The 23,915-nt window shown below is 68.2% G+C and carries 22 protein-coding genes; 9 read left to right on the top strand and 13 right to left on the bottom strand.

Features of this window, described 5'->3' with window-relative positions; all coding sequences use genetic code 11:
* Window positions 1-41: 41 nt before the first annotated feature.
* Window positions 42-1,259 (top strand): APC family permease, encoded by a 1,218-nt coding sequence (locus tag ACFORO_RS13880; protein WP_377871337.1) that lies wholly within the window; start codon window positions 42-44, stop codon window positions 1,257-1,259.
* A gap of 294 nt (window positions 1,260-1,553) precedes the next feature.
* Window positions 1,554-2,363: a S1 family peptidase gene (locus ACFORO_RS13875; RefSeq protein ID WP_377871336.1), complete on the top strand. Its 810-nt coding sequence runs from the start codon at window positions 1,554-1,556 to the stop codon at window positions 2,361-2,363.
* A gap of 323 nt (window positions 2,364-2,686) precedes the next feature.
* On the opposite strand, the gene ACFORO_RS13870 is transcribed toward ACFORO_RS13875, so the two are convergent.
* Complete coding sequence (locus ACFORO_RS13870) at window positions 2,687-3,148, bottom strand: MarR family winged helix-turn-helix transcriptional regulator (protein ID WP_377871335.1); 462 nt, start codon at window positions 3,146-3,148, stop codon at window positions 2,687-2,689.
* 61 nt (window positions 3,149-3,209) lie between these two features.
* On the opposite strand from ACFORO_RS13870, the gene ACFORO_RS13865 reads away from it, so the two are divergent.
* Window positions 3,210-4,103 carry an alpha/beta hydrolase gene (locus tag ACFORO_RS13865; RefSeq protein ID WP_377871334.1) on the top strand — a complete coding sequence of 298 codons (894 nt, stop codon included), beginning with the start codon at window positions 3,210-3,212 and terminating at the stop codon, window positions 4,101-4,103.
* A 3-nt stretch (window positions 4,104-4,106) separates the two neighbouring features.
* On the opposite strand, the gene ACFORO_RS13860 is transcribed toward ACFORO_RS13865, so the two are convergent.
* Window positions 4,107-5,213, bottom strand: coding sequence for an NAD(P)H-dependent flavin oxidoreductase (locus tag ACFORO_RS13860; RefSeq protein WP_377896562.1), 1,107 nt, complete (start codon window positions 5,211-5,213; stop codon window positions 4,107-4,109).
* A gap of 8 nt (window positions 5,214-5,221) precedes the next feature.
* Window positions 5,222-6,817 (bottom strand): acyl-CoA synthetase, encoded by a 1,596-nt coding sequence (locus ACFORO_RS13855; protein WP_377871331.1) that lies wholly within the window; start codon window positions 6,815-6,817, stop codon window positions 5,222-5,224.
* Between the two features lie 65 nt (window positions 6,818-6,882).
* Between ACFORO_RS13855 and ACFORO_RS13850 the strand changes: the two genes are divergently transcribed.
* The gene (locus ACFORO_RS13850; RefSeq protein WP_354750960.1) at window positions 6,883-7,671 is read left to right on the top strand and encodes a crotonase/enoyl-CoA hydratase family protein; all 789 of its coding nucleotides are present in this window, start codon (window positions 6,883-6,885) and stop codon (window positions 7,669-7,671) included.
* 230 nt (window positions 7,672-7,901) lie between these two features.
* On the opposite strand, the gene ACFORO_RS13845 is transcribed toward ACFORO_RS13850, so the two are convergent.
* The gene (locus ACFORO_RS13845) at window positions 7,902-9,431 is read right to left on the bottom strand and encodes an acyl-CoA synthetase (protein WP_377871330.1); all 1,530 of its coding nucleotides are present in this window, start codon (window positions 9,429-9,431) and stop codon (window positions 7,902-7,904) included.
* Between the two features lie 79 nt (window positions 9,432-9,510).
* Between ACFORO_RS13845 and ACFORO_RS13840 the strand changes: the two genes are divergently transcribed.
* The 3 genes from ACFORO_RS13840 to ACFORO_RS13830 are packed head-to-tail and all read left to right on the top strand — an operon-like array spanning window position 9,511 to window position 12,710.
* Window positions 9,511-10,494, top strand: a complete 984-nt coding sequence (locus ACFORO_RS13840; RefSeq protein ID WP_377871329.1) for a Zn-ribbon domain-containing OB-fold protein — start codon at window positions 9,511-9,513, stop codon at window positions 10,492-10,494.
* 6 nt (window positions 10,495-10,500) lie between these two features.
* Window positions 10,501-11,553, top strand: coding sequence for a thiolase domain-containing protein (locus tag ACFORO_RS13835; protein ID WP_377871328.1), 1,053 nt, complete (start codon window positions 10,501-10,503; stop codon window positions 11,551-11,553).
* Complete coding sequence (locus tag ACFORO_RS13830; RefSeq protein ID WP_354750931.1) at window positions 11,550-12,710, top strand: thiolase domain-containing protein; 1,161 nt, start codon at window positions 11,550-11,552, stop codon at window positions 12,708-12,710. Before ACFORO_RS13835 ends, ACFORO_RS13830 begins: the two co-directional genes overlap by 4 nt.
* Here the strand turns inward: ACFORO_RS13830 and ACFORO_RS13825 are convergent.
* The 3 genes from ACFORO_RS13825 to ACFORO_RS13815 form a co-directional block, all read right to left on the bottom strand.
* The gene (locus ACFORO_RS13825) at window positions 12,707-13,735 is read right to left on the bottom strand and encodes a YhjD/YihY/BrkB family envelope integrity protein (RefSeq protein ID WP_354750932.1); all 1,029 of its coding nucleotides are present in this window, start codon (window positions 13,733-13,735) and stop codon (window positions 12,707-12,709) included. The two genes, ACFORO_RS13830 and ACFORO_RS13825, sit on opposite strands and share 4 nt — an antisense overlap.
* Before the next feature lie 43 nt (window positions 13,736-13,778).
* A complete protein-coding gene (locus tag ACFORO_RS13820; RefSeq protein ID WP_377871327.1) occupies window positions 13,779-14,564 on the bottom strand; it encodes a transglutaminase-like domain-containing protein in 786 nt (261 codons plus the stop codon).
* A gap of 84 nt (window positions 14,565-14,648) precedes the next feature.
* On the bottom strand, window positions 14,649-15,875 hold the full coding sequence (locus ACFORO_RS13815; protein WP_377871326.1) for a cytochrome P450: 1,227 nt from the start codon (window positions 15,873-15,875) through the stop codon (window positions 14,649-14,651).
* A 203-nt stretch (window positions 15,876-16,078) separates the two neighbouring features.
* Here ACFORO_RS13815 and ACFORO_RS13810 point away from each other — a divergent pair, with 203 nt between their 5' ends.
* Window positions 16,079-17,260: a steroid 3-ketoacyl-CoA thiolase gene (locus ACFORO_RS13810; RefSeq protein WP_377871359.1), complete on the top strand. Its 1,182-nt coding sequence runs from the start codon at window positions 16,079-16,081 to the stop codon at window positions 17,258-17,260.
* A 187-nt stretch (window positions 17,261-17,447) separates the two neighbouring features.
* Here the strand turns inward: ACFORO_RS13810 and ACFORO_RS13805 are convergent, their stop codons facing one another.
* Both ACFORO_RS13805 and ACFORO_RS13800 read right to left on the bottom strand, forming a co-directional pair.
* Window positions 17,448-17,825, bottom strand: a complete 378-nt coding sequence (locus ACFORO_RS13805) for a VOC family protein (RefSeq protein ID WP_377871324.1) — start codon at window positions 17,823-17,825, stop codon at window positions 17,448-17,450.
* A gap of 311 nt (window positions 17,826-18,136) precedes the next feature.
* Complete coding sequence (locus tag ACFORO_RS13800) at window positions 18,137-18,619, bottom strand: pyridoxamine 5'-phosphate oxidase family protein (RefSeq protein ID WP_377871323.1); 483 nt, start codon at window positions 18,617-18,619, stop codon at window positions 18,137-18,139.
* Window positions 18,620-18,701: 82 nt separating this feature from the next.
* Between ACFORO_RS13800 and ACFORO_RS13795 the strand changes: the two genes are divergently transcribed.
* Window positions 18,702-19,517, top strand: coding sequence for an alpha/beta hydrolase (locus ACFORO_RS13795; protein WP_377871322.1), 816 nt, complete (start codon window positions 18,702-18,704; stop codon window positions 19,515-19,517).
* A 129-nt stretch (window positions 19,518-19,646) separates the two neighbouring features.
* Here ACFORO_RS13795 and ACFORO_RS13790 read toward each other — a convergent pair whose 3' ends face one another.
* The 4 genes from ACFORO_RS13790 to ACFORO_RS13775 are packed head-to-tail and all read right to left on the bottom strand — an operon-like array spanning window position 19,647 to window position 23,681.
* Entirely contained in the window at window positions 19,647-20,807 is a 1,161-nt protein-coding gene (locus tag ACFORO_RS13790; protein ID WP_377871358.1) for a low temperature requirement protein A, read from the bottom strand.
* A 41-nt stretch (window positions 20,808-20,848) separates the two neighbouring features.
* Window positions 20,849-22,051, bottom strand: coding sequence for a metal-dependent hydrolase family protein (locus ACFORO_RS13785; protein WP_377871321.1), 1,203 nt, complete (start codon window positions 22,049-22,051; stop codon window positions 20,849-20,851).
* Window positions 22,048-23,481 carry a sodium:solute symporter family protein gene (locus tag ACFORO_RS13780; protein ID WP_377871320.1) on the bottom strand — a complete coding sequence of 478 codons (1,434 nt, stop codon included), beginning with the start codon at window positions 23,479-23,481 and terminating at the stop codon, window positions 22,048-22,050. Before ACFORO_RS13780 ends, ACFORO_RS13785 begins: the two co-directional genes overlap by 4 nt.
* Window positions 23,482-23,483: 2 nt before the next feature.
* Window positions 23,484-23,681: a hypothetical protein gene (locus tag ACFORO_RS13775; protein WP_377871319.1), complete on the bottom strand. Its 198-nt coding sequence runs from the start codon at window positions 23,679-23,681 to the stop codon at window positions 23,484-23,486.
* Between the last annotated feature and the right edge of the window lie 234 nt (window positions 23,682-23,915).

Genomic DNA, 23,915 nt, shown 5'->3' with positions numbered 1-23,915 from the left:
TTCGCTGTCTCGCGAACTGACCCCACGGGAGGACCCCCGCAATGCCTTTGGCCCGCCGGTTAGGCCTCGCCGACGCCGTTTTCATCGGGCTTGGTTCGATGATCGGCGCCGGTGTTTTCGCCGCGTTCGCGCCCGCTGCGCGTGCGGCGGGCGCGGGATTGCTGCCCGCGCTCGCGGTGGCCGCGTTGGTCGCCTACTGCAACGCGACTTCTTCCGCCCGGCTTGCCGCGCGGTATCCGGAATCCGGTGGCACGTATGTGTACGGGCGCGCTCGGCTGGGTGAATTTTGGGGATACATAGCGGGTTGGGGCTTCGTCGCCGGGAAAACGGCGAGCTGTGCGGCGATGACGCTGACCGTTGTCGCTTACGCCGCTCCCGGACTCGGGCAGCCGTGGCGGAGCTTGCTCGCGGTGGCCGTGATCGGCTTGGTCACCGGCGTGAATTACCTCGGTGTGCACCGGTCCGCTTTGGCTGCTCGGGTGATCGTTTGCATCACTCTCGTGGTGCTTACCCTGGTCGCGGTTTTCGGCTTTTCCGGCCCGCACGTTTCCCCGTGGACCCCGTTTCACGGCGGCGGGGTTCTCGAAGCGGCAGGATTGCTGTTCTTCGCGTTCGCCGGTTATGCCCGGCTGGCCACTCTCGGCGAGGAAGTCCGCGACCCGGCCCGCACGATTCCGCGGGCGATTCCGCTCGCTTTAGGACTGGCTCTCGTGGTGTACGCCGTGGTGGCGGTGGTGCTGCTGGTGACCTTGGGGCCAGACGGAATCGGGGCGAATCCCGATCCGCTCGCTGCCGCTGTGCCGTGGCTGTCGCCGGTGGCTCGCGTCGGCGCGGTGGTGGCCGCGTTGGGATCTTTGCTGGCGTTGGTGCTGGGCGTTTCGCGGACGACGCTCGCGATGGCGCGGGACGGGCATCTGCCTCGGTTTTTGACCGCGGTGCATCCTCGGTTTTCGGTGCCGCACCGGGCTGAGTTCACGGTTGGCGTGGTGGTCGCGGTGCTGGCCACGACAACGGATTTGCGTGGTGCGATCGGGTTTTCGTCCTTCGCAGTGCTCGCGTACTACGCGGTGGCGAACGCCTCCGCGCTGACGCTTCGCCGGGACGAAGGGGCTGCGCCGAAGGCCGTCGCGGCAGGCGGATTGGCGGGGTGCGCGGTGCTGGCGTTCAGCCTGCCGATCGCTTCGGTGCTCAGCGGCTGCCTGGTGCTGGGGCTGGGCGTGGTGGCGTACTTCGTGCGCCGCCGAGGGCTCGCGCGCTGAGTTTTTTGTTTTCTGGCACGGGTTCCGGCTTGTGCCGTCGCATCCGGTGCGCGAAAGTCCCCCTCGCTCCGCCTCCGCCCGGTTACTCCGATAATCACACTCCCCCAGGTCAAGGCTGCTTTTTATCGCCGTGTCGCATGCCGAAATCTGCCGGATCCGGTGAAGAATCCGAAAGATCCGAAGAAAGTTGGTTGTCCACTTACCGCCGCTCTGGTGTAGTCGATTCGTCACCACACGACACCTCCCCGCCCCGGGAGCGGAAGCTCCACAGTGGACACCGGAAGGACAATCCCCTTGGCCGACAAGAGAAACTTCAGCATGCTCACGCGAGTCCTGGCAGGCGCGGCAGCGCTCGCGGCCGCCGCCGGGTTCGCGACGCCCGCCGTGGCGTCGACGACGCCGTCGCCGGGCGCGGAGCCTCAGGTCGTCGGCGGAACTCGCGCCAGCCAGGGGGAATTCCCGTGGATGGTCCGGCTTTCGATGGGCTGCGGCGGCGCGATGTACACCGACCAGCTCGTGCTGACCGCCGCGCACTGCGTCGACCGCACCGGAGCGGACTCGTCGATCACCGCGACGCTCGGCGTGGTCGATCTGCAGAGTTCGAGCGCGAAAAAGGTGCGCTCGACCTACGTCTACCGCTCCCCGACGTACGACTCCACCGGCGGCGACTGGGCGCTGATCAAGCTGGCGAGCCCGGTGAGCGGCGTCCAGACGCTGCCGATCGCGAAAACCGCCGACAACAACTCCGGCACGTTCACCATCGCCGGCTGGGGCGCGGCCCAGGAAGGCGGCGCGCAGCAGCGCTACCTGCTGAAGGCCGAAGTCCCGTTCGTGGACGACTCGACGTGCCAGTCCCAGGGCGGTTCCTACGCCGACTTGAAGCCGGACGCGGAACTGTGCGCGGGCAAGCTCGACACCGGCGGAGTCGACACGTGCCAAGGGGACTCCGGCGGCCCGATGTTCCGCCGCGACGGAGCAGGCGAATGGATCCAGGTAGGCATCGTCAGCTGGGGCGACGGTTGCGCCAGGGCCCACGCACCCGGCGTGTACACCGAGGTGAGCTCGTTCGCCTCGGACATCGCCGCAGCAGCGGGGAAGATCTGACCGAGCACTGAGATCGAGCGCTGAGCCGGGCGCGGGACTCCCCTGGGGTTCCGCACCCGGCTTCGCGCGGCTTTTCCATGCGGCAGAAGCATTCGGACGGGGCTATCCCGCCGCGCGCGAGTACCCGCGCCTCGAGAGCCCGCCTCCCGCTCGCGGATCGCCTCACCCCGGGGCGAAGCCCGGCCGCTCAGGGGACTTCTCCACGCTCCGCCGAAGCGCCGAACAACGCAAGATTCCCGCCAGAACCGCGAGGCCGGGCAGCCTGACATTCCACTCCCGGCGGCATCGAAGCACAGGATCACCGCCGCCCCAACGGCCAAGCGCTAACCCGCCGGAAGGCCGACGTTCCGCTCCTCCAAAGCCCCCCGCAGCTCGGCCAGTACCGAAATGACCGCCTCGACCCGGTCCGGGGCCACCACGGAACCGATCAGCACCTCGAGCTGCGCCCGGAAAGTCTCCTCCGCCGCTCCGGCCAGCTCCCGGCCGCTCGGCGTCAGCTCCACCAGCGAAGAACGCCGGTCCTCCGGATTCGGCACCCGGCGCACCCAGCCCCGCGCTTCGAGCCGGTCGATGCCCTTGCTCGTCGCGCCGATCCCGATGGCGAAGTTCACCGCCAGGTCCGCGACCCGCGACTGCGGATGCTGCCCCAGATACCGCAGGAACTCGAACTGCGAAGCGACGATCCCGTGCTCGGCCTTGAGCCGCTCCCCCAGCGCGTTGTAGATCCGGGTCTCGCAGCGCACCAGATGGTCGAAGAGCCGCTCGTGTGCCGAAGTACCTGCCACGGCATATAGTCTAGCACTACATGCCTCGGAATATACTTCCGCAGAATCTTCAGGAGCACAGATGAGCAGGGAACAACGCCGCGCGATCGACGAGCAGCTGCGGCGGGCGCCGAAGGGGGCCGGACCGGTGCCGGTCGAGCGGATGCGGGCCGGGTTCGCCGCGTTGATAAGCGAGTTTCCCGTTCCCGTCGCGCCGCGGCAAAGCGGAACCACGCTCGCTGGGCGGCCAGCGATCCTTGTCGAGCCATCAGCAGACCCGCGGCCGGGCACGATCCTGTACTTCCACGGCGGATCGTTCTCGCTGGGGTCGCCGCGCACCGCGATGGCACTGACGGCGAACCTGGTCCTGCGCACTGGAATCCGCGCGCTCTCGCTGGACTACCGGCTCGCGCCCGAGCACCCGTTCCCGGCCGGCATCGAGGACTGTCTCGCCGCCTACCGGAGCCTCCTGGAGGACAACGATCCGTCCTCGATCCTCTTCGCGGGCGATTCCGCAGGCGGCGGCCTCGCCGTGACCACGACCCTGGCCGCCCGCGACGCCGGGCTGCCGATGCCCGCCGGGATCGTCGCGTTCTCGCCGGGGCTGGACCACACCCGCACCGGGGCGTCCATGGCGGCGAAGGAGGACGCCGACCCCTTCTTCACCAGGGAAGGCATGGCCCGCACCGGCGAGTTGTATCTGGCCGGCGCGGATCCCGCCCAGCCGCTCCTCGCCCCGGCGGTCCATGCCGACCTGACCGGTTTCCCGCCGATCCTGCTGCAGGTCGGCACGAACGAAATGCTGCTCGACGACTCGGTCCGGCTAGCGGAACGCGCGCGCGACGCGGACGTCGACGTGATCCTCGACATCACCGCCGACGTCCCGCATGTCTTCCACACCTTCACCGACACCCTCGACGAAGCAGGGCAAGCCCTCGACCGGGCTGCCCTCTTCATCAAGCAGCGCCTCGCCTGAACCTCAGCGGATCTTGTCCAACCGGGACACCGTCTCCTCGAATCCCCGCACCAGATCCGCCATCACCTCGGCCACCGGGCGGACCCGGTTCATCCTGCCGACGATCTGGCCCACCGGCATCGACACCACCGACGGGTCCGCGGCGGCGTGGATCCGGTTGTGCGCGTGGGAAACCAGCAGGTTCTGCAACGGCATCGGCAGCGGTTCCGGCGCGCCCGGCGCCGCCCACGCCTCCGTCCAGCGGGTCTTCAGCAGGCGAGCGGGCTTGCCGGTGTAGATCCGGGTCCGGACGGTGTCCGCGGAAGTCGCCTCTACCAGGGCGTTCTGCATCGCCTCCGATTCGGGCATCGTTTGGAGGTATTCCCGCGTCGCGAGCCAGTACGAGCCCATCCACGCGCCCGAAGCGCCCAGGGCCAGTGCGGCGGCGACCTGGCGGCCGGAGCCGATGCCGCCGGCCGCCAGCACCGGGGCGCGGTCGCCGACGGCGTCGACGATTTCCGGGACCAGCACCATGGTCGCGATTTCGCCGGTGTGCCCGCCTGCCTCATGTCCTTGCGCGACAACGAGATCCACGCCGTTGTCGACGTGACGAGCAGCGTGCGAGCCCTTTCCGGCGAGGGCCGCGACCGGGATGCCCGCGTCGTGCGCGCGGGTGATGACGTCGGTCGGGGGCGAGCCCAGTGCGTTGGCGATCAGGCTGATCCGGTGGTTCAGCGCGACGTCCACATGGGACCGGGCAACGGAGTGCAGCCAGCCGAGAACACCGGCTCGTTCGTCGGTGTCGTCGGGCAGCGGCGGGACCGCGAGGTCCTTCAGCACTTTATCGACAAACGCCCGGTGGCCCGGCGGGATCAGCTCGTTCAGGTCGGTCTGGGTGCCTTCGGACGGGATCTTCGCCGGCATCACGATGTCGACGCCGTAAGGCTTTCCGTCGGTGTTCTCGTCCATCCAGGACAGCACCGCGTCGAGTTCGGCGGCGTCGTTGAACCGGACGCAGCCCAGCACGCCCATGCCGCCCGCGCGGCTGATCGCGGCCGCGACGTGTTCCGACGGGGTGAATCCGAAGATCGGCACCTCGATGCCGAACCGGTCGCACAACGATGTGCGCATGCGCCCTCCTAGGCGGGTTCGTGTTCGGCGGCGTACCGCTGGGCCCACGGGTAATCCGGCTTCCCGCTGGGCGAACGGCCGATCTCCTCGGCCAGCCACACCGTGCGCGGCACCTTGTATCCGGCGACCTCGGTCCGCACGTGCGCTTCCAGCGCGGCCAGATCCGGCTGAACGCCAGGACGCGGCTGGACGACAGCGGCGACGCGCTGGCCGAGCCGGTCGTCCGGGATGCCGATGACGAGTGCGTCGAAAACGTCCGGGTGCGACTTCAGCGCGCCCTCGACTTCTTCCGGATACACCTTTTCGCCGCCGGTGTTCACGCACTGCGATCCGCGGCCCAGCAACGTAACCGTGCCGTCTTCCTCGTAGCGCGCGTAGTCGCCGGGCACGACGTAACGGACGCCGTCCACCTCGGTGAAGATGGTGCGCGTTTTCTCTGGGTCACCGTAATAGCCGAGCGGGACGTGGCCGCGGCGGCCGATCAGCCCGATGGCGCCGGGCTTCGGTTCGACCACCTGGCCGTCGTCGTCCAGCAGGATGGCGTCCTTGCCGAAGTTCACGCGCGGGCCCGCGGAGTGGTCGGAATCCTTGCCCACCATGCCGATTCCGGTGAAGCCGCTCTCCGACGAGCCGATCGCGTCGGTGATCACGACGTTCGGCAGCATCTCGAGGAATTCCTGCTTCACCGAATGCGAGAACAGCGCCGCGTGGCTCGACACCGCGACGAGCGACGACGCGTCGTACTCGCCGGAGCGGTAGGCGTCCACGAGGGGCCGCGCCATCGCGTCGCCGACGATCGTCAGCACCTGCACCTTGTGTTCCTGCACCGCGCGCCACACGTCGTGCGCGTCGAACTGCGGGACGAACACCACCGGACTGCCGGTGAACAGCGCGCCGAACGCGGCCCACTGAGCCGCTCCGTGGATCAGCGGCGCGGCAGGCAGGCGCACGAGCGAACCGGATTTGCCTTGTTCGCTGAGCGTCCACTCGTCGGGCACGTACTCGCCGGTGACGAAGTTGATGCCGCCGCCCAGCGCGCGCCAGATGTCCTCGTGCCGCCACAGCACACCCTTGGGATAACCGGTGGTGCCGCCGGTGTAGAGGATGTACAGATCGTCGGCGCTGCGCTCGCCGAAGTCGCGTTCGTCCGACTCGCCTTCGAGCGCCGCCTCGTACTCGACGCCCGTCTCGTACGGCGTGCCCGAACCGTCCTCGACGACTACAACGTGTTTCAGTTTCGGCGTTTCCGGAAGCACCGCCGCCACCCGGTCGGAGTAGCGCCGCTCGTGCACCAGCGCCACCAGGTCGGCGTTGGTGAACAGATAGCGGAGTTCTCCGTGGACGTAGCGGTAGTTCACGTTCACCGCGATCGCGCGCAGCTTGTACGCGGCGAACATGACTTCCAGTGCCTCGATGGAGTTCCGGGAATAGACACCGATGTGGGAGCCGGGTCCCACGCCGTGCGCGGCCAGGTGGTGCGCCAGCCGGTTCGCGCGCTTCTCCAGTTGCGCGAAGGTGACCTGGCGTCCGCCGCACACGACCGCGACGCGTTCCGGCACGGCGTCGACGGCGTGCTCGAGTAGATCCGCGATGTTGAGTGCCACGCACCCAAAGTAGAACATGTTATCGTTCTGGGCAATGACCCCGGCCCGTTATTAAGGAGGCCCCGGTGGCCGAACCCCACGCACTCGTCAGCCTCGAAGGCCACACGCTCGTGGTGACGATGAACCGCCCGGAAGCCCGCAACGCCCTCACCGGCGAGATGCTTTCGATCATGGTCGAGGCCTGGGACCGAGTGGATTCGGACGACCAGGTGCGCAGCTGCGTCCTGACCGGTGCAGGCGGAGCGTTCTGCGCGGGCGCGGACCTGAAGTCCATGTCCCGCAACGCCCCCGACAAATCGTTCTCGAACGGCTCCTTCGACCCGAGCCGCATCGAGGGCCTGCTGAAGGGCCGCCGTCTCACGAAGCCGCTTATCGCCGCCGTCGAAGGCCCGGCCATCGCGGGCGGCACGGAAATCCTGCAGGGCACCGACATCCGGGTGGCCGCGGAAAGCGCGAAGTTCGGCGTCTCCGAACCCCGCTGGGGCCTGTTCCCGATGGGCGGTTCGGCCGTGCGACTGCCCAGGCAAATCCCGTACACCGTCGCCGCCGACCTCCTCCTCACCGGCCGGCACATCACCGCCGCGGAGGCACGCGACATCGGCCTGGTCGGCCACGTCGTCCCCGACGGTCAAGCGCTGGCTCGCGCGCTGGAACTCGCTCACCTGATCAACGACAACGGCCCCCTGGCGATACGCGCGATCCTCAAGACCATCCGCGACACCGAGGGCATGCACGAGGAAGAAGCCTTCAAACTCGACGCCAAGTACGGCATCGAAGTCTTCGCCTCCGCAGATGCGAAGGAAGGCCCGAAGGCCTTCACCGAAAAACGCAAACCCCACTTCCAGGGCCGCTGACAACGACCGTTCGTGAGGGGAACCCTGAGGGACTCTGAGTCCCTCAGGGTTCCCCTCACGAACGTTCAGCGCTCCCACCCCAAGCCGCGCACGGGGGCACCCAGACCCCCACAACCCCGATACGAAGCCAAAAACACGGGCGGCGGGTGCTTGTCAAGGCATCTTTCCCGCCTTGACAAGCACCCGCCGCCCGTAGTCACCATCAGGCTGAGGGGTGGTGGGCCCCCACCTCACGACACGTACTGCTCCCGCAACTTCCGCTTGTAAAGCTTCCCGTTCGGATCGCGGGGCAGCTCGGGCAAGTAATCCACCGACCGAGGCAATTTGAACCGTGCAAGACGCGTTTCCGCGTAGGCGAGCAGTTCGGCGGTGAGCTCCGGAGAAGCCTCAACCCCGTCCGCAGGCTGCACCACCGCCTTGATCTCCTCGCCCCAGTCCTCATGAGGGATGCCGAACACCGCGACGTCCGCGATCTTCGGGTGCATCACCAGCTCGCCCTCAATCTCCGCGGGATAGATATTCACCCCGCCGGAAATGATCATGTCCGCCTTGCGGTCATGCAGGAACAGATACCCGTCCTCGTCAAGATGCCCAACGTCGCCGAGCGTGAACAAGTCCCCGACCCGAGCCTTCTCGGTCTTGGCCTTGTCCCGGTGATACTCGAACTTGGAGTCGCCCATCTTCATATAGACCGCACCGGTCTCGCCCGTCGGCACCTCGTCCCCGGCGTCGTCAAGAATCCGGATCGTCGACCCAGGCCACGGCAACCCGACCGACCCCGGCTTGCGCAACCAGTCCTCGCCGTTGATCACCGTTCCGCCGCCTTCAGTGGCCGCGTAGTACTCCGTGACGACCGGCCCCCACCACTCGAGCATCTGCCGCTTGACCTCAAGCGGACAGGGCGCCGCTCCGTGAATCATCACGCGGAGCGAGCTGTGGTCGTATTTCGCGCGCACCTCGTCCGGCAAGCCCAGCAACCGCCGGAACTGCGTCGGCACCATGTGGCTGTGCGTGACCCGATGCCGCTCGATCAACCGAAGCATCTCCTCGGCGTCCCACCGGTCCATCAACACCGCGGTATGCCCCAGCTGCAGCGAAATAGCCACAAAATTCAGCACCGCCGTGTGATACAGCGGCGACCCGCAAAGATGCACGTGATCGTCGAACGGTTGCAGCCCGAACACCCCGAAGAACCACGTCGACGCGGCGGGCACCTGATCCGGATCAGCCCCGGTCAACGGCCGCTTGACGCCCTTGGGCCGTCCAGTCGTGCCCGAGGTGTAAAGCATCGGCGAGCCAGCGGTCCGGTTGTCCGGCCGCCCGTCCCCGAGCCCCGCGCCCAATTCCTCGGCCCGACGGAAGCCAGGCACAGCACCAACCGCGAACCGCGCCGAAGCAGCCAACCCAGCCTCATCCGCCGCAGCCACCGCGACATCCGCGAACCGCTCATGCGCCAGAAACGCCTTGGCCCCGCTGTCGGAGAGGATGTACGCGACTTCCGGCCCGACGAGGTGCCAGTTCACCACCACCACGTACAGCCCGGTCTGAATCGCCGCGAAGTACGCCGCGACCAGGTCGTCGCCGTTCGGCAGCAGCAGCACCACCGAATCGCCGACGCCCAGGCCCAGCTCTCGCAAGCCCGAGGCGTACCGGTTGGCTTTCGCCGTCAGTTCGCCGTAGGAGATTTCCCGCCCGTCCGGATCCACCAGCGCCACCCGGGCGGGCTCGGCCGCGGCGATGGTCCACAGTCCCAGGTCCATCTTTCAAATCTAGAACGCGTTCCACCTAGACACAACAGGTTCCTTGCCTCGGATTCGAGAACGTGTTTCACTCGAAGCCGTGACGGTTTCGGATGCCCCTCTGTCGGCGCCGCTCAACGTCGGCTTCGACTACACCCGCTCCACCGGCCCGGTGCTCGGCCGCTTCGTCAACGCACTGCGCGAACGCCGGATCGAGGGCGTGCGCGGCAGCGACGGACGCGTGCACGTGCCGCCGGTCGAGTACGACCCGGCCACCGCGGACCCGTTGACGGGGTTCGTCCCGGTGAGCGCGGAAGGCGTTGTCGTTTCCTGGTCCTGGTGCGCGGATCCGCTCGACGGCCAGCCGCTGTCGCGTCCGTTCGCCTGGGTGCTGGTGAAACTCGACGGCGCGGACACCAGTCTGCTGCACGCGCTCGACGCCGGTTCCCCGGACAATGTCCACATCGGACAGCGCGTGCGCGTGCGATGGGCGGACGAGACCGTCGGCCACATCCGCGACATCGCGTACTTCCTGCCCTCCGGCGCGCCGGACACCACGCCCACCGAGGCTCCCCCGCCGGTGGCGAAACGCGAGGAGGGCGCGCCGGTCAGCGTGATCATCACGCCGGTGCACCTGAAATACCAGCATTCCGCGTCGCCGGAGGAAAGCCGGTACCTGCGCGGACTCGCCGAAGGACGGATGCTCGGCCAGCGCTGCCCGGAGTGCGGCAAGGTCTACATCCCGCCGCGCGGCGCGTGCCCGGTGGACGGGGTGCCGACCACCGACGAGGTGGAACTGCCCGACACCGGCATCGTCACGACGTTCTGCATCGTCAACGTGCCGTTCCTCGGCCAGCGCCTCAAACCGCCGTACGTCGCGGCGTACATCCTGCTCGACGGGGCCGACATCGCCTTCCTGCACCTGGTGCTCGGCTGTGCCGCCGAGGAGGTCCGGATGGGCATGCGCGTGCGCGCCAACTGGCGGCCGCGCGAGGAATGGTGGACGTCGCTGGAGAACATCAGCCACTTCGAACCCACCGGCGAGCCGGACGCCGCGTACGAGACTTTCGCCCACCACCTGTGAGGAACCATGCCTGAAGTAGCCGTAGCCGGTTTCGCGCAGGCGCCCAACGTCCGCAAGACCGAGGGCACCACCAACGGCGTGGAAATGCTCGTGCCGATCCTCGCCGAGGCGTTCGCCGCCACCGGACTGTCCAAACAAGACATCGGGTTCTGGTGCTCCGGTTCGTCGGATTACCTTGCCGGGCGCGCGTTTTCGTTCATCGCCGCGGTCGACGCGCTGGGTGCGTTCCCGCCGATCAACGAGTCCCATGTGGAAATGGACGCCGCGTGGGCGCTGTACGAGGCGTGGCTGAAGATCCGCACCGGCGAGGTCGACACCGCGCTCGTGTACGGCTTCGGCAAAGCCAGCGCCGGACAGCTCCGCCGCGTCATGGCGATGCAGCTCGACCCGTACCTCGTCACTCCACTGTGGCCTGATTCGCTGGCAATCGCTGGCCTGCAAGCCCGGCTGGGCCTCGAAGGAGGGCTGTGGTCCGAAGAGGACCTCGCCGAGGTCGCCGCCCGGTCTCGCGCGGATGCGGCGAACAATCCGGCCGCTCAGCTGTCCGGAACCGTGGACGTCGCTGATCTGCTCGACACCCCGTATGTCGCCGACCCCCTTCGTGCGCATGACATCGCTCCGGTGACGGACGGCGCGTCGGTGATCATCCTGGCGTCGGAGGAACGAGCCCGCGACCTCGTCGAGCGGCCCGCGATCATCTCCGGGCTGGAGCACCGCATCGACTCCCCCGTCCTGGGCGCGCGCGACCTCACGCGCTCCCCGTCGACCGCCATTGCCGCGGCCCGGCTGGATCTCGACGGAGTCGAACTGGCCGAACTGCACGCGCCGTTCACGCATCAGGAACTCATCCTGCGCCGCGAACTCGGTTTCGACGACAACGTGCGGATCAATCCGTCCGGCGGCGCGCTCACCGGGAATCCGATGTTCTCCGCCGGTCTCGCGCGGATCGGCGAGGCCGCCACGCGGATCCATCGCGGCGAAGCGGCCAAGACGCTCGCCCACGCGACCAGCGGACCCGCCCTGCAGCAGAACCTCCTCGCCGTGCTGGAGGCACGATGACCAAGCAGCTCGCCGCGGTGCTCGGGACCGGGCAGACGCACCACCGCGCGAAGCGCACCGACGTGTCGATGGCCGGTCTGCTCCGCGAAGCGATCGACCGCGCGATGGCGGACGCCCAGGTCGGCTGGGACGACATCGAAGCCGTCGTGATCGGCAAGGCGCCGGACCTGTTCGAGGGCGTCATGATGCCCGAGCTGTTCCTCTCGGACGCGTTGGGCGCGAACGGAAAGCCGTTGATTCGCGTGCACACCGCGGGTTCGGTGGGCGGGTCGACCGCGCTGGTCGCCGCTTCGCTGGTCCAGTCCGGCGTGCACCGGCGCGTGCTGACGGTGGCGTTCGAGAAGCAGTCCGAGTCGAACGCGATGTGGGGCTTGTCGATCCTGCCGCCGTTTCAGATGCCGGTCGGCGCTGGAGCCGGTGGCTACTTCGCGCCGCACGTGCGGTCGTACATCCGCCGTTCCGGTGCGCCCGAACACATCGGCGCGATCGTGGCGGCGAAGGATCGGCGCAATGGCGCGCTGAATCCGTTCGCGCACTTGCAGCAGTCTGACATCACGGTCGAGTCGGTGCAGGCGTCGCAGATGTTGTGGGACCCGATCCGGTATGACGAAACGTGTCCGTCCTCCGACGGCGCTTGCGCGATGGTGCTCGGCGACGAAGCCGCCGGGGACGCAGTACCGGGCGGTGCGGCCTGGATCCACTCGACGGCGATGCGGACCGAGCCCACGACGTTCGCTGGACGCGACCAGGTCAGCCCGCAGGCCGGTCGTGACGCCGCTGCCGCATTGTGGCGCGACGCGGGCATCACCGATCCGCTGTCCGAAGTGGACGTCGCGGAGATCTACGTGCCGTTCTCCTGGTTCGAACCGATGTGGCTGGAGAATCTCGGCTTCGCCGCCGAAGGCGAAGGCTGGAAGATCACCGAAGCCGGAGACACCGCGATCGGTGGACGGCTGCCGGTGAACCCGTCAGGCGGCGTTCTGTCGTCGAATCCCATTGGTGCGTCCGGGATGCTGCGGTTCTCGGAAGCCGCGAAACAGGTGATGGGCCGCGCGGGCGACTACCAAGTGGACGGTGCCCGAGTCGCGTTAGGACACGCCTACGGCGGCGGCTCGCAGTACTACAGCATGTGGGTCGTCGGGTCGGAGAAGCCCTAGTCTTTCCGCCGCCCGCGCAAGGCGAACAACGTTCCCAACGCACCGATCATCGCGCCCAGCACCGCAGCCTTCGCGCTGTGCTGCTTGGGCGCGATGATCGGCCGCAGCTGCGTCGCGGCCGGGGGCTGGATCGGTTTGCGCGGCGCGTCACGGGCGGTGGCGGTCCAGGCGGTGATGTACACGAGCATCCGCGCGATCAGCGAGATGAAGAACAGCAGACCGATCACCGAACCGAACGCGACTCCGGACGGCGATTTGCTGATCAAGTTCAAGTAGAACCCGCCGGCCTGCTTCAACAGTTCGAACCCCACCGCCGCCGCGACCGCGCCGCGCATCGCGCTGCGCCAGCCGACGCGTTCCCGCGGCAGCCGGGTGAGCACCCACAGGAAGACCATCCAGTCGGCGAGCAGCGCCAGCGGCACCGAGACGAACGACAGCAGGTTGTGTCCCCAGCTCGTGTCCTCGACGCCGACCAGCCCCAGCAGCGAACGGCCGACCGCGGTGCCGGACACCGAGATCCCGAACGACACCAGCAGCGCCGCGGCCAGGCCGAGCAACGCCAGCACGTCCATCAGGATCGTGCGCAGCAGCGGCCCCTCGGACCGGTTCTGGCCGTACATCGCGGTGAGCGCGTCCCGCAGCGCGTTCATCCAGTTCCAGCCGGAGTAGAGGCCCACGACCAGACCGGCGACCCCGACTCCGGTGCGCTGCTCCACGAACCCGGTCAGGATCGACGACACCTGGGTGCCGATCGGACCCGGCAGCGAACCGGAGATGCCGCGCACCAGCGCGTCGAGCAGATGCGGCTGCGTCGCCAGGATGAACCCGGCCGCCGACGACGCCAGCATCAGGATCGGCACCAGCGACAGCAGGCTGAAGTAGGTAATCGACGCGACGTAGTGGTAGCCGCCGTAGTCGATGTACCGGTTGGTGGCGCGAGCGATGTGGTCCAGCCATCGATACCGGGCACGCGCGCGGGCCCATCTGCTCGGCCCAGGGGTCTTGCGGGAACGCTTCACTGTCACTGTCTACCCAGCGGACGCGCTGTTTGTCGCAAAAGACACGCATTCAGGCCAGTACGACCGGGACGTGCCCGTCGTCACGCGGCAGCGGCTCGTCGGTCGTGGCGAAGACGGTCGCGCCGAGGAAGTCGAGCTCGCAGCCCAGCGTCGCGAGGAACGGGGTGTCGGCGGCGTCGCGTCCGGTCGCGATGCGGAGCATGGTCTGGCGCGGGGCCAGCCGGGTGGCGTCGAAGACGTACCAGCGGCCGTCGATGCCTGCTTCGAAGACCGCGTGGAAGTCCATCGGCTGCAGACCCGGCGCGTACACCGAGGTGTAGCGCGCGGGGACGTCCACGAGTCGGCACAGCGCGACGCATACGTGCGCGAAGTCGCGACACACACCTTCGCCGGCGAGAAGCGTGTCGATGGCGTCGTGGGTCGGGCCGCTGGAGCCGACGACGTACGCGAGCCTGCGGTTCACGTGCTCGACGATCGCCTGCACGCGCTCCCGCGAAGTGGCCAGATCACCGATGCCCAGCGGCAGCAACCCGCCCATCCGGTCGGACGGGCAGTACCGGCTGGGCCGCGTGTAGCGCGCGACGTCGGCGAGCGTGACGGGTTCGGCGTTTCCGCGGTGCAGCACGCGTTCGCCGTGATAGGCGACGCGATGCTCGCCCTCGGCGAGGTCGTATACCTCCGCGCGGGTGCCGTGTTCGAACTCGGCGGTGCGCGCGGAACCGGCGTCGGACACGGTGAGTTCACCGGCGTCCGCGCGCACGGCGGCGACCGAGACCGCGGCGAGGCCGGGTTTCGTCACCCGGACGCCGAATTCCACGTCTACCGTCGTGCGCACGGGGCCATCATGCCGGTGCGTCGTGCTCCTTGCCGGTCAGGTGCGTCACCCGGGCGTTTCGCCCGCTCAGTGCGCTCAGCCCGGTCAGGCGTAGCGGACCTGGTAGTGCTTGATCCCGTTGAGCCAGCTGGAACGCAGCCGTTCGGGCGCGGCGGCCTCGGCGATGTTCGGCATCACGTCGGCGATCGCGTTGAAGATCAGGTCGATCTCCAGGCGGGCCAGGTTCGCGCCGATGCAGTAGTGCGAACCGGTGCCGCCGAAGCCGACGTGCTGGTTGTCCTCGCGCATGATGTCGAACTTGCCGGGCTCGTCGAAGACCTCGGGGTCGAAGTTGGCCGAGCTGTAGAACATCCCGACGCGGTCGCCCTTGCGGATCCGCGCGCCGCCCAGTTCGGTGTCGCGGGTCGCGGTGCGCTGGAACGCGACGACCGGCGTCGCCCAGCGGACGATCTCGTCCGGCGCGGTCTTCGGGCGCTTCTCCTTGAAGAGGTCCCACTGCCCCGGGTGGTCGAGGAACGCCTTCATGCCGTGCGTGATGGCGTTGCGGGTGGTTTCGTTGCCCGCGACGGCCAGCAGGATCACAAAGAAGGCGAACTCGTCGGAGCCGAGCGATTCGCCGTCGACGTCGGCCTGGACGAGCTTCGTGACGATGTCGTCCATCGGGCAGCGGCGGCGGTCCTCGGCCATGTTCCAGGCGTAGCCGACGATCTCGGCGGAGGCGGCGAGCGGCTCGACGTCGTACTCGGGATCGTCGTAGGCGATCATCTGGTTGGACCAGTCGAAGATCTTGAGCCGGTCCTCCTGCGGCACGCCGATCAGCTCGGCGATCGCCTGCAGCGGCAGCTCGCACGCGACGTCGATGACGAAGTCGCCCGAGCCCTTTTTCTTGGCCTCGTGGACGATTCGCTCGGCGCGGTCGCGCAAGGTGTCTTCGAGCTTCGAGATCGAGCGCGGGGTGAACCCCTTCGACACGATGCGGCGGAGCTTGGTGTGCTGTGGCGCGTCCATGTTCAGCAGGACCAGCCGGTTGGCGTCGAGGCCTTCCTGGGTCATCTGGTCGTCGAACCGGATGATCGCGGTCTTCTCGCCTGACGAATAGAGCTCGCTGTCGCGCGAGACCGCCTTGACGTCGGCGTGTCGCGTGACGACCCAGTAGCCGTCGTCGCCGAATCCGGCGGTGTTGTGCGGCTGCGGGTTCCACCAGACGGGCGCCGTGCGGCGGAGTTCGGCGAACTCCTCCAGGGGCAGCCGGCTGGCGTAGAGGTCCGGATCGGTGAAGTCGAAACCGGCGGGCAAAAGCGGGGCTGCCACGGCTTGGCCTCCTGCGCGGGATCGGCGGTGATACCCAACTGCAACGCGTTCTATGACCCCAGTAGAGCATACGGTGTTAACCAACGGAACCCGCTTGAGTGAAACCTGTTTACTTTACCGTTCCAGATCCGATTGGCGCAGGTGAGCGCTCGCTCATCCTTCCGTGATCGACTTCTGCTTTTTCATGGGCCTGCTTGTGTTGAATAGGAACGTGTTCTAGTTTTGCGGGGTACGGAGCTCGGAAAGGGGACACTCGTGGCGAACCGGTGATCGTGGCCGCGGCACGCACGCCGATCGGCAAGCGCGGCGGCTGGCTGTCCGGCCTGCACGCGGCCGAACTGCTGGGCGCGGCCGTGCGCGGCGTGGTCGACCGGGCCGGCATCGACCCGGCCCAGGTGGAGCAGGTGATCGGCGGAGCCGTCACGCAGGCGGGCGAGCAGTGCGGCAACCTGACCCGCACCGCGTGGCTGCACGCGGGCCTGCCGGAATCGACCGGGGCCACGACGATCGACGCACAATGCGGTTCGGCACAGCAGGCCGCGCACCTGGTCGCCGGCCTGATCGCGGCGGACGCGATCAGCGTGGGCGTGGCGTGCGGGGCCGAAGCGATGAGCCGCGTGCCGCTCGGCGCGAACCGCGGCGAGGGCGTCGGCTCCCCCAAGCCGGACGCGTGGTCGATCGACATGCCGGACCAATACGGTGCGGCAGAACGAATCGCGGCCCGTCGCGGCATCACGCGCGAAGACGTCGACGCTTTCGGCGTGCGGTCGCAGCGCAATGCCGCTGCCGCCTGGGCCGCCGGACATTTCTCCCGGGAGATCGTGCCGGTCGCCACGGAAGCCGGTGTGGTGGAACGGGATCAGGGACTGCGAGAGACCACAATGGAGGGTCTGGCCCGACTGAAGCCGGTGGTACCGGACGGAATCCACACGGCCGGTTCGTCGTCCCAGATCTCCGACGGCGCCGCTGCCGTGCTGATCATGGACGCTTCCTTGGCCCGCTCACTGGGCCTGCGCCCGCGCGCCCGAATCCGGCGGCAGGCCTTGGTGGGAGCTGAGCCGTACTACCACCTGGACGGTCCTGTCCAGGCCACGACGCGGGTTTTGGACGCGGCCGGGATGAAGATCGGCGACGTGGACCTGTTCGAGGTGAACGAGGCGTTCGCGTCGGTCGTGCTTTCGTGGCAGCGCATGCACAATCCGGACGAGTCGCGGGTGAATGTCAACGGCGGCGCGATCGCTTTGGGGCATCCCGTGGGGAGCACCGGGGCGCGGTTGCTGACTACGGCGTTGCATGAGCTGGAGCGTCAGGACAAGACTACGGCGCTGGTGTCGATGTGCGCTGGCGGCGCGATGGCTACGGCGACGATTCTGGAACGGATGTGAGCTGCCTGGCCCGGGTCTCCGGGCCAGTTTTCTGCTGAGCTGGCGTCCGGTCCGCTGTGGCAAGAAAACTCTCGCGGGCAGAACCGACGGGATCGAGGCCGTCGCTAGTTGCGCGCGCGGGAAAGTCCGCCGCGCCCAGCGTGTCCGCCCGGAACTCCTCGAGCCGCCGCTGCCCCGGCCGGGTTCGTCAGGGCCGGTCGTCAGTCCAGAAACAGAACGGATGCCCGGCTGGGTCCAGCAACACCCGCACGTCCCGCTGCGGCTGAAACCCCGCCACCTGCGCACCCGCGGCGAGCGCCTTCACGACCGCGGCCGCCAACGCCGCACGACCGTCGACCTCGAAGTCGAGGTGCAGCTGCATCTGCTGCTCTCCCGGGCCAGCTGGCCAGACCGGCGGCACGTACCGCGCCTCCAGCTGAAACGACAGCCCCGGCCCGCCTTCCGGCGGACGCAAGGTGACCCACTCCGGCTCGTCGGCGCCGATCGGCCACCCGAGCAGCTCCCGGTAGAACTCGGCCAGCGCCCGGGGTTCGGGCGCGTCCAGCACGGTGGACGTGAGTTTCATCAGCCCAGGTTAGAGCTTCGACCGGTTCGTTCGGGCCGTTCACGCTCACCACCTCGACCGGCGCGCACCGCCACGACGCCCAGCCAGCTCGCTCAACAAGCCAGCCCTGCTACGCGACCCGCTCATCTCGCCTCAAGCGCCGCACCAACCCCACGGCAGCCCGACTCACCTCAATCCGCTTGCCTCGCCACGCCATCCAGCCAACTCACCTCGAGCACCGCACCAACCACACGCCAGCCCGACTCACCTCAATCCGCTCGCCCCGCCACGCCATCCAGCCACCCTCCTCAAGCCACCGCCGCCCCTCCCCTTCACCCCAACTCCAGCTCCGTCCGCACCGCGGGGCCGTTGTCCGGCCTTGCGAAGCGCACCCAACTCCCCGGGTGCCACGACTCAACCCACAGCGTGTTGTCCTCCACCCACGTCACCACGGCCTCCCGCAGGTCCAGCCGGAACAGGTGGCTCTCCTGTCCCTCCTGAATCCGCGCCGCCTCCGCCTGGTCGGTGATCTCCACCGCGTGGCCCGCGATTTTCGCGTCGCCGCCTTCCTCGATGCCGGGGTAGGCGTGGAGGGCGAAGCGGTCGTCGCGTTGGAGGTCGCGGGCCTTGAGGGCGTCGAGCATCGATCCGATGTATGCCTCGCCGTCGCGGAAGTCGATTTCCGAGCCGCTCACCCTGGGCGATCCGTCGCTTCGGAGGGTGGCCAGGACGTGCGAATCCGCGGCAGCGAAGCGGGCTCGTACGCGCGAGGCCAGCATCGGGGCGGCGGCACTGAACTCATCCCAACTCGTCATTCCCGGAGTCTCGCACCCGCCACCGACAAAAACCGGCGTCCCGGAAGCGATCGGGTGACCCGGGTTGTGCTTGACTCTCGGCATGATCGCGGAAGATGCGGAGACTGCCGAGCATCGCTGTCCGGTCGAGGGCGGCGAGCTGGCCGTCCGCACGACCGGCGAGGGACCGCTGCTGTTGCTGGTCCCCGGCGGGACCGGTGCGGCGGACTCGTTCCGGGCGCTGGTCAAGCTTTTGCGCACGGACTTCACCGTGATCACCTACGACCGTCGCGGGCATTTCGCCAGCACCGACACGACGACCGGGCCCGTCCCGGTGTCCCGGCAGGCGGACGACGCGCTCGCCGTCCTCGACCACGTCGGCGGGAGCGGGCCGGTTGCGATGTTCGGGACCAGTGCCGGTGCGCTGATCGGGCTCGATCTCGTCGCGCGGTATCCGGATCGGGTGACCGCGTTCGTCGCGCACGAACCGCCCGCGATCCAGCTTATGCCGGACGCCGCCGGGATTCTGGAAGCCGCGGCGGCGCAGGTCCGGTTGGCCCGTTCGGGTGATCTGATGGGTGCGGTCACGCGGTTCGCGGACGGGATCGCCGGGGCCGCCTTGCCGGATCTGCCGAATCTGCGGCTGCCGAACGAAAGCGACTGGCTCCGGCTGTTCGACCGCGAGTTGACCGAGTTCTTCGACTATCTGCCGGACTTGCGTGCGCTGCGCCGCACGAACACCGAGATCGTGCCCGTCGCCGGGGAGGCGAGCCGCGGTTGGTATCACTACCAGCCCGCCAAGATCCTCGCGCTCGAACTGGGGTTGCCGTTCACCGAGACGCCCGGTGCACACCTGGCACCGCAACGGAATCCGACCAAATTCGCTGCCGCGCTGAAGGATCTTCTCGCCAACGTCTGAGCGCCGTGACGGACTTCGGAAGCAGGCAAGTCCGTGAGGGGAACCTTCACGGACTCTGAGTCCCTCAGGGTTCCCCTCACGACCAGCGATGGGTCCCGGAGGGGACGTCGGATTCCGTCAAGGGGTCCTTCACGAAGCGGAAGCCGCAACACGCTTCCGCCGCGGAAACTCCCGGATCAACCCCGGGACAATCGCCAACAGCAGCAGCCACAGGAACCGCGCCGGAGTCAGGCCCCCGCCGACTGTACCGAGGACAGCCGGAATCCCCACCCCGGCAAGCACCGCGACGAAATCCCACCGCTTCCACGTCCGGGAAGCCACCCTCGCGACGGCGCCCACCACCGTGAACGCCGCGACGCACCCGCACAGCATCCACCGCGTCCCCGCGGCGACGTGCCCGTGCGCGACGGACTCCACCGCGTCCCCGAAACCCGCCGCCAGCGCGGCCAGCAATCCCGCCACCAGACAATGCACCGGCAGCAAAACGCGTGGCCCCCAAGCGGTCTGGGACAGATAGGGAATCCCGCCGAACCCCTGGAACAGCGCCGCGCCCCACAAAGCCGCGAGCAGCGCCAGAACCCCGAGAACGGTCGAGAGCAACGGCCATTCCCAGTCCGAGACCTCGGTCATCGCGTCGGTGACCGTCAGAACCCCCTCGCCCAGCACGATGATCGTGAAAAGCCCCAGCCGCTCGCCGAAATGCGCGAGGTCCAGATGCGCGAAAGCCAGCCCGGGCGCGGGCCGCTTGGACTGGGAGGCCCGCCGTTCCGCCACCTTGGCCGCGACCTGCTCGCCCGGCATGGTCAGCCCGGCCACCAGGTCGATCCCCAGCCCCAGCGCCCACAGCGCGTACTTCCAAGGCCCGTCGACCCAGAACGAAACCACCCACGGCACGACGCCCATCCCGGCGTGCACGACCGGCCATTCGACGATGATCCGCGTGTTTTCCCGGCCTTCCCAGACCCGGCTCGCGAGCGCGCGCACCGCCACGTAAGAGAAGGCGAAGCCCTGCGCGTGCTCGCCGAGGTCGTGCACCGAACCGGCCATGAAGACCAGCCCGGCCATCGCTAACAGTACCGGCATGGTGCGGGCCGCGGCGCCGGTGACGTTGCCGTACACGGTGAAGCACATCCACGCGGTCCAGAACGCGAGGAAGCACACGACGTAGAGGCCGGCGTCGCTCCAGGAGGTCGTTCCGCGCACGAGGTGCGAAAGCTGGGCGACGCCGGCGACCGCGACCAGGTCGAAGAAGAGTTCGAGCCAGGACGCGTGGCGTTCCTCGGTTTTCATGATCACGGCGGACAGTATGCCGTGACCGTGAAACCGCCGTCCTAAACCGCGCGCGCTCCGTCCTGCCACACTTCCCGAACGTTCCCCGCCAACGCCGGGAAATCGTAAATATCGCCCGAAACGACCACGAGGTCCGCGCGGTACCCCGGGGCCAGCCGGCCGAGTTCGGCGTCCTTGCCCAGCAACTGGGCGGCCGACGACGTGGCGGCGACCAGCACGTCCGCGGGGCTCATCCCGGCGGAGCGCATCAACTCCAGCTCTTCGAGGTTGGTCCCGTGCGGGCCGACGCCGCTGTCGGTGCCCATCGCGATCCGGACCCCGGCCGCGACTGCCCGGCGCACCGAATCCAGGTGCACCTCCGCGACCTCTTTCGCCTTCTGCACCACCGCGTCCGGCAACCCCGCGCCCGCCGCGGCCGCGCGGATGACGTTCACCGGCGCCACCAGCGTCGGTACGAGCCAGGTGCCGCGCGCGAGCATCAGTTCGATCGCCTCGTCGTCGAGGTAGATGCCGTGTTCGATCGACCGGATCCCGGCGCGGACGGCGTTCTTGATCCCCTCCGAGCCCTGCGCGTGGGCCATCACCGCACGCCCCTGCATGGTCGCCTCGGCGACCAGGACGTCCAATTCCTCAGGCGTGAACTGCGAATGCCGCGGATCGTCCCGCGGCGACAGCACGCCGCCGGTGGTGCAGACCTTCAGCACGTCGGCCCCGGCCCGCAACAGGGTCCGCGCGACCCGGCGCATCTCGTCGGGGCCGTCCGCCAGCGCGCTCGGACGGCCGGGGTGCGGGAGCGACAGCGGGGCGCAGTGCCCGGACGGCATCCATCCGTCGCCGTGCCCGCCGGTCGTGCTGATCAGGCCGATCGCGATTTCCAGGCGGGGCCCGGGAATCAGGCCGTCCGCGACCGCCTGTTTGATGCCGAGATCGGCACCGGCGGCGTCGCGCACCGTGGTGATGCCGAGTTTCAGCGTGGTCCACAGATTCCGGGCCGCCTCGTAGAACTGGTACGAGAACGGCTTCTGCACCCGCTGCAGCAACCCGAGATCCGACACCGTCACGTGCACGTGGCAGTCGAACATCCCCGGCAGCAGCATCGCGCCGGTGCAGTCCACCGCGCGGTCGCCGTCGAGCCCGGTGCCGACCTCGACGATCCGGCCGTCCTCGACCACGACGTCCGCCGCCGCGGGCGGGCTGCCCGTTCCGTCGAACACCGTGCCGCCGGTGAAAAGGGTCCGCGTCATACCGGTTCTCCTGTCTGCACAACGTCTCCGGACCGGGTCACGGCCCGTTCGATGGCTGCCGCGATCGCGAGCACGACCACGTTGACCGCCAGCCCGACCAGCCCGACGTTCACCGTGCCGACGAGCTTGGTGTCCACAAAGGTCAGCCAGATCACCACGACCTCCCCCGCCAGCAGGCCCGCGAACACCGGGGCCTTGCCGACCGGAACCTTCTTCAGGAAGCCCAGCAGATTCGCCGGGGCCAGCTGCACCGACCCGGAATAAGTGAGCAGCAGCAGGTTCGCCAGCAGATCCGGCCGGAAGATGCCGAGCACCAGAGCGAGCGCACTGGCCAGCACGACCGTCCCGTGATTGATCCAGAACTGCTTGCGCTCACTGCGCACCCTCGCGATGTTGCGCGCCACCAACGAGGAGATACCGATCAGAATCCCGGCCGCGGGCACCATCGCGGTCGCCGTCGCCGCGACAACCACGAGCCCGGTGACCCACCCCGGCAACGCGTCCTTGCTCAACGTCAGCAACACGCCGTTCGGGTCGCTTCCCTTGGGCACCACCAGAATCGCCGCGAAGCCGATGATCATCGGCAGCAGCAGGCAAAGCTCGTACACCGGCATCCAGGTGTAATTACGCCGCAGCACCTTCGGATCCCGCGCCGACATCAACGCGGGCCAAGTATGCGGCAACGTCATCAACCCCACGCCGATCGCACTCACCAGCATGCTGGTGACGAACCACGTGTGATCGTTGGCCCCAGCGTGCACGAACAACTTCTCCGGATGCAACTGATCGATCTTGTGGAACACCCCGGAAACGCCGCCGGCGAAATGCGCGGGCACCGCGATAATCAACACCACGAGCACGACAAGCATGATCGCGTCCTTGAAGTACGACGTCGCCGCCACCCCACGCAGCCCAGCCCACAACACAAACGCGACTACCAGCACGCTGCCCGCGATCATGCTCAGCGTCCCGGACGCGTGATCACCAGTCACGAGCCGGACAATCAACCCGAGCCCAGTAATCTGCAGTTGCAGATACGGCAACACGAACACCACCCCAAGGATGGCCGAAACCGTGCCCAGCGCACGGCTGGAAAACCGGTCCTCGAGAAAATCGCCCTGGGTCAGATACCCGCGCTCCTTGCCCATCCGCCAAATCCGCTTGGCAAGAAAGAACAGGACCACGTAAGCAATCGGCACGTACGGCAGCGCATACATCGCAGCCACGCCACCGGAAAACGCCAATCCGGCCATGCCCAGGAAGGTAAAAGTAGTAAAGACCTCCCCAGCCTGCAAAAACCACATAGTGAGCGCACCGAACTTGCGCCCGCCAACAGTCCACTCCGCAAGATCCGCAGCAGGCCGACGCCGCCCGACGAACCCGAGCACGCCGATCAACACGATCCCAACGAGCGTAAAAGCGAGGATCATCGTCAATCCTCCTGCCCGCTGCGGGCCATGAGCCGCTCAGACAACAACAAAGCAGGAGTGAACATCAGACACCAAAACGCACCCCAGACCATCATCTTCGGCAACCCGAGCCACAGCCCGGAGGAGTTGACGAAGGGAAGGAACGGCATGAGCACGAGAGCCACGACGGGGACGACCGGAGGGAGATAGTAGCTACGCATGCGCACACGCTGCCAGAAGCCGCCCCCGTCGGCAGCCCAGTTCGATACTCACCCACTCACGCCCCCGCTCCACCAGCCCCAGCCCGCTTCTCCCACTTGACCCGAACGCCCCAGCCCCCTCCACCCAACCCAGCCACCCCCGAGCCCGCTCCACCCAACCCAGCCACCCCCGAGCCCGCTCCACCCAACCCAGCCACCCCCGAGCCCGCTCCACCCAACCCAGCCACAACGCGG

It is taken from the genome of Amycolatopsis halotolerans (assembly GCF_042647905.1).
GTDB classification, from domain to species: domain Bacteria; phylum Actinomycetota; class Actinomycetes; order Mycobacteriales; family Pseudonocardiaceae; genus Amycolatopsis; species Amycolatopsis halotolerans.
Note: the sequence above shows the minus strand (reverse complement) of the source record. Positions and strands in the feature narration are given on the sequence as shown.

Bases quoted from the DNA above. Each gene is read 5' to 3' on its own strand.
- ACFORO_RS13880 (WP_377871337.1), top strand. From the start codon at position 42: ATGCCTTTGGCCCGCCGGTTAGGCCTCGCCGACGCCGTTTTCATCGGG.
- ACFORO_RS13865 (WP_377871334.1), top strand. From the start codon at position 3,210: ATGAGCAGGGAACAACGCCGCGCGATCGACGAGCAGCTGCGGCGGGCG.
- ACFORO_RS13860 (WP_377896562.1), bottom strand. From the start codon at position 5,213: ATGCGCACATCGTTGTGCGACCGGTTCGGCATCGAGGTGCCGATCTTC.
- ACFORO_RS13845 (WP_377871330.1), bottom strand. From the start codon at position 9,431: ATGGACCTGGGACTGTGGACCATCGCCGCGGCCGAGCCCGCCCGGGTG.
- ACFORO_RS13835 (WP_377871328.1), top strand. From the start codon at position 10,501: ATGCCTGAAGTAGCCGTAGCCGGTTTCGCGCAGGCGCCCAACGTCCGC.
- ACFORO_RS13830 (WP_354750931.1), top strand. From the start codon at position 11,550: ATGACCAAGCAGCTCGCCGCGGTGCTCGGGACCGGGCAGACGCACCAC.
- ACFORO_RS13805 (WP_377871324.1), bottom strand. From the start codon at position 17,825: ATGAAACTCACGTCCACCGTGCTGGACGCGCCCGAACCCCGGGCGCTG.
- ACFORO_RS13800 (WP_377871323.1), bottom strand. From the start codon at position 18,619: ATGACGAGTTGGGATGAGTTCAGTGCCGCCGCCCCGATGCTGGCCTCG.
- ACFORO_RS13795 (WP_377871322.1), top strand. From the start codon at position 18,702: ATGATCGCGGAAGATGCGGAGACTGCCGAGCATCGCTGTCCGGTCGAG.
- ACFORO_RS13790 (WP_377871358.1), bottom strand. From the start codon at position 20,807: ATGAAAACCGAGGAACGCCACGCGTCCTGGCTCGAACTCTTCTTCGAC.
- ACFORO_RS13785 (WP_377871321.1), bottom strand. From the start codon at position 22,051: ATGACGCGGACCCTTTTCACCGGCGGCACGGTGTTCGACGGAACGGGC.
- ACFORO_RS13780 (WP_377871320.1), bottom strand. From the start codon at position 23,481: ATGATCCTCGCTTTTACGCTCGTTGGGATCGTGTTGATCGGCGTGCTC.
- ACFORO_RS13775 (WP_377871319.1), bottom strand. From the start codon at position 23,681: ATGCGTAGCTACTATCTCCCTCCGGTCGTCCCCGTCGTGGCTCTCGTG.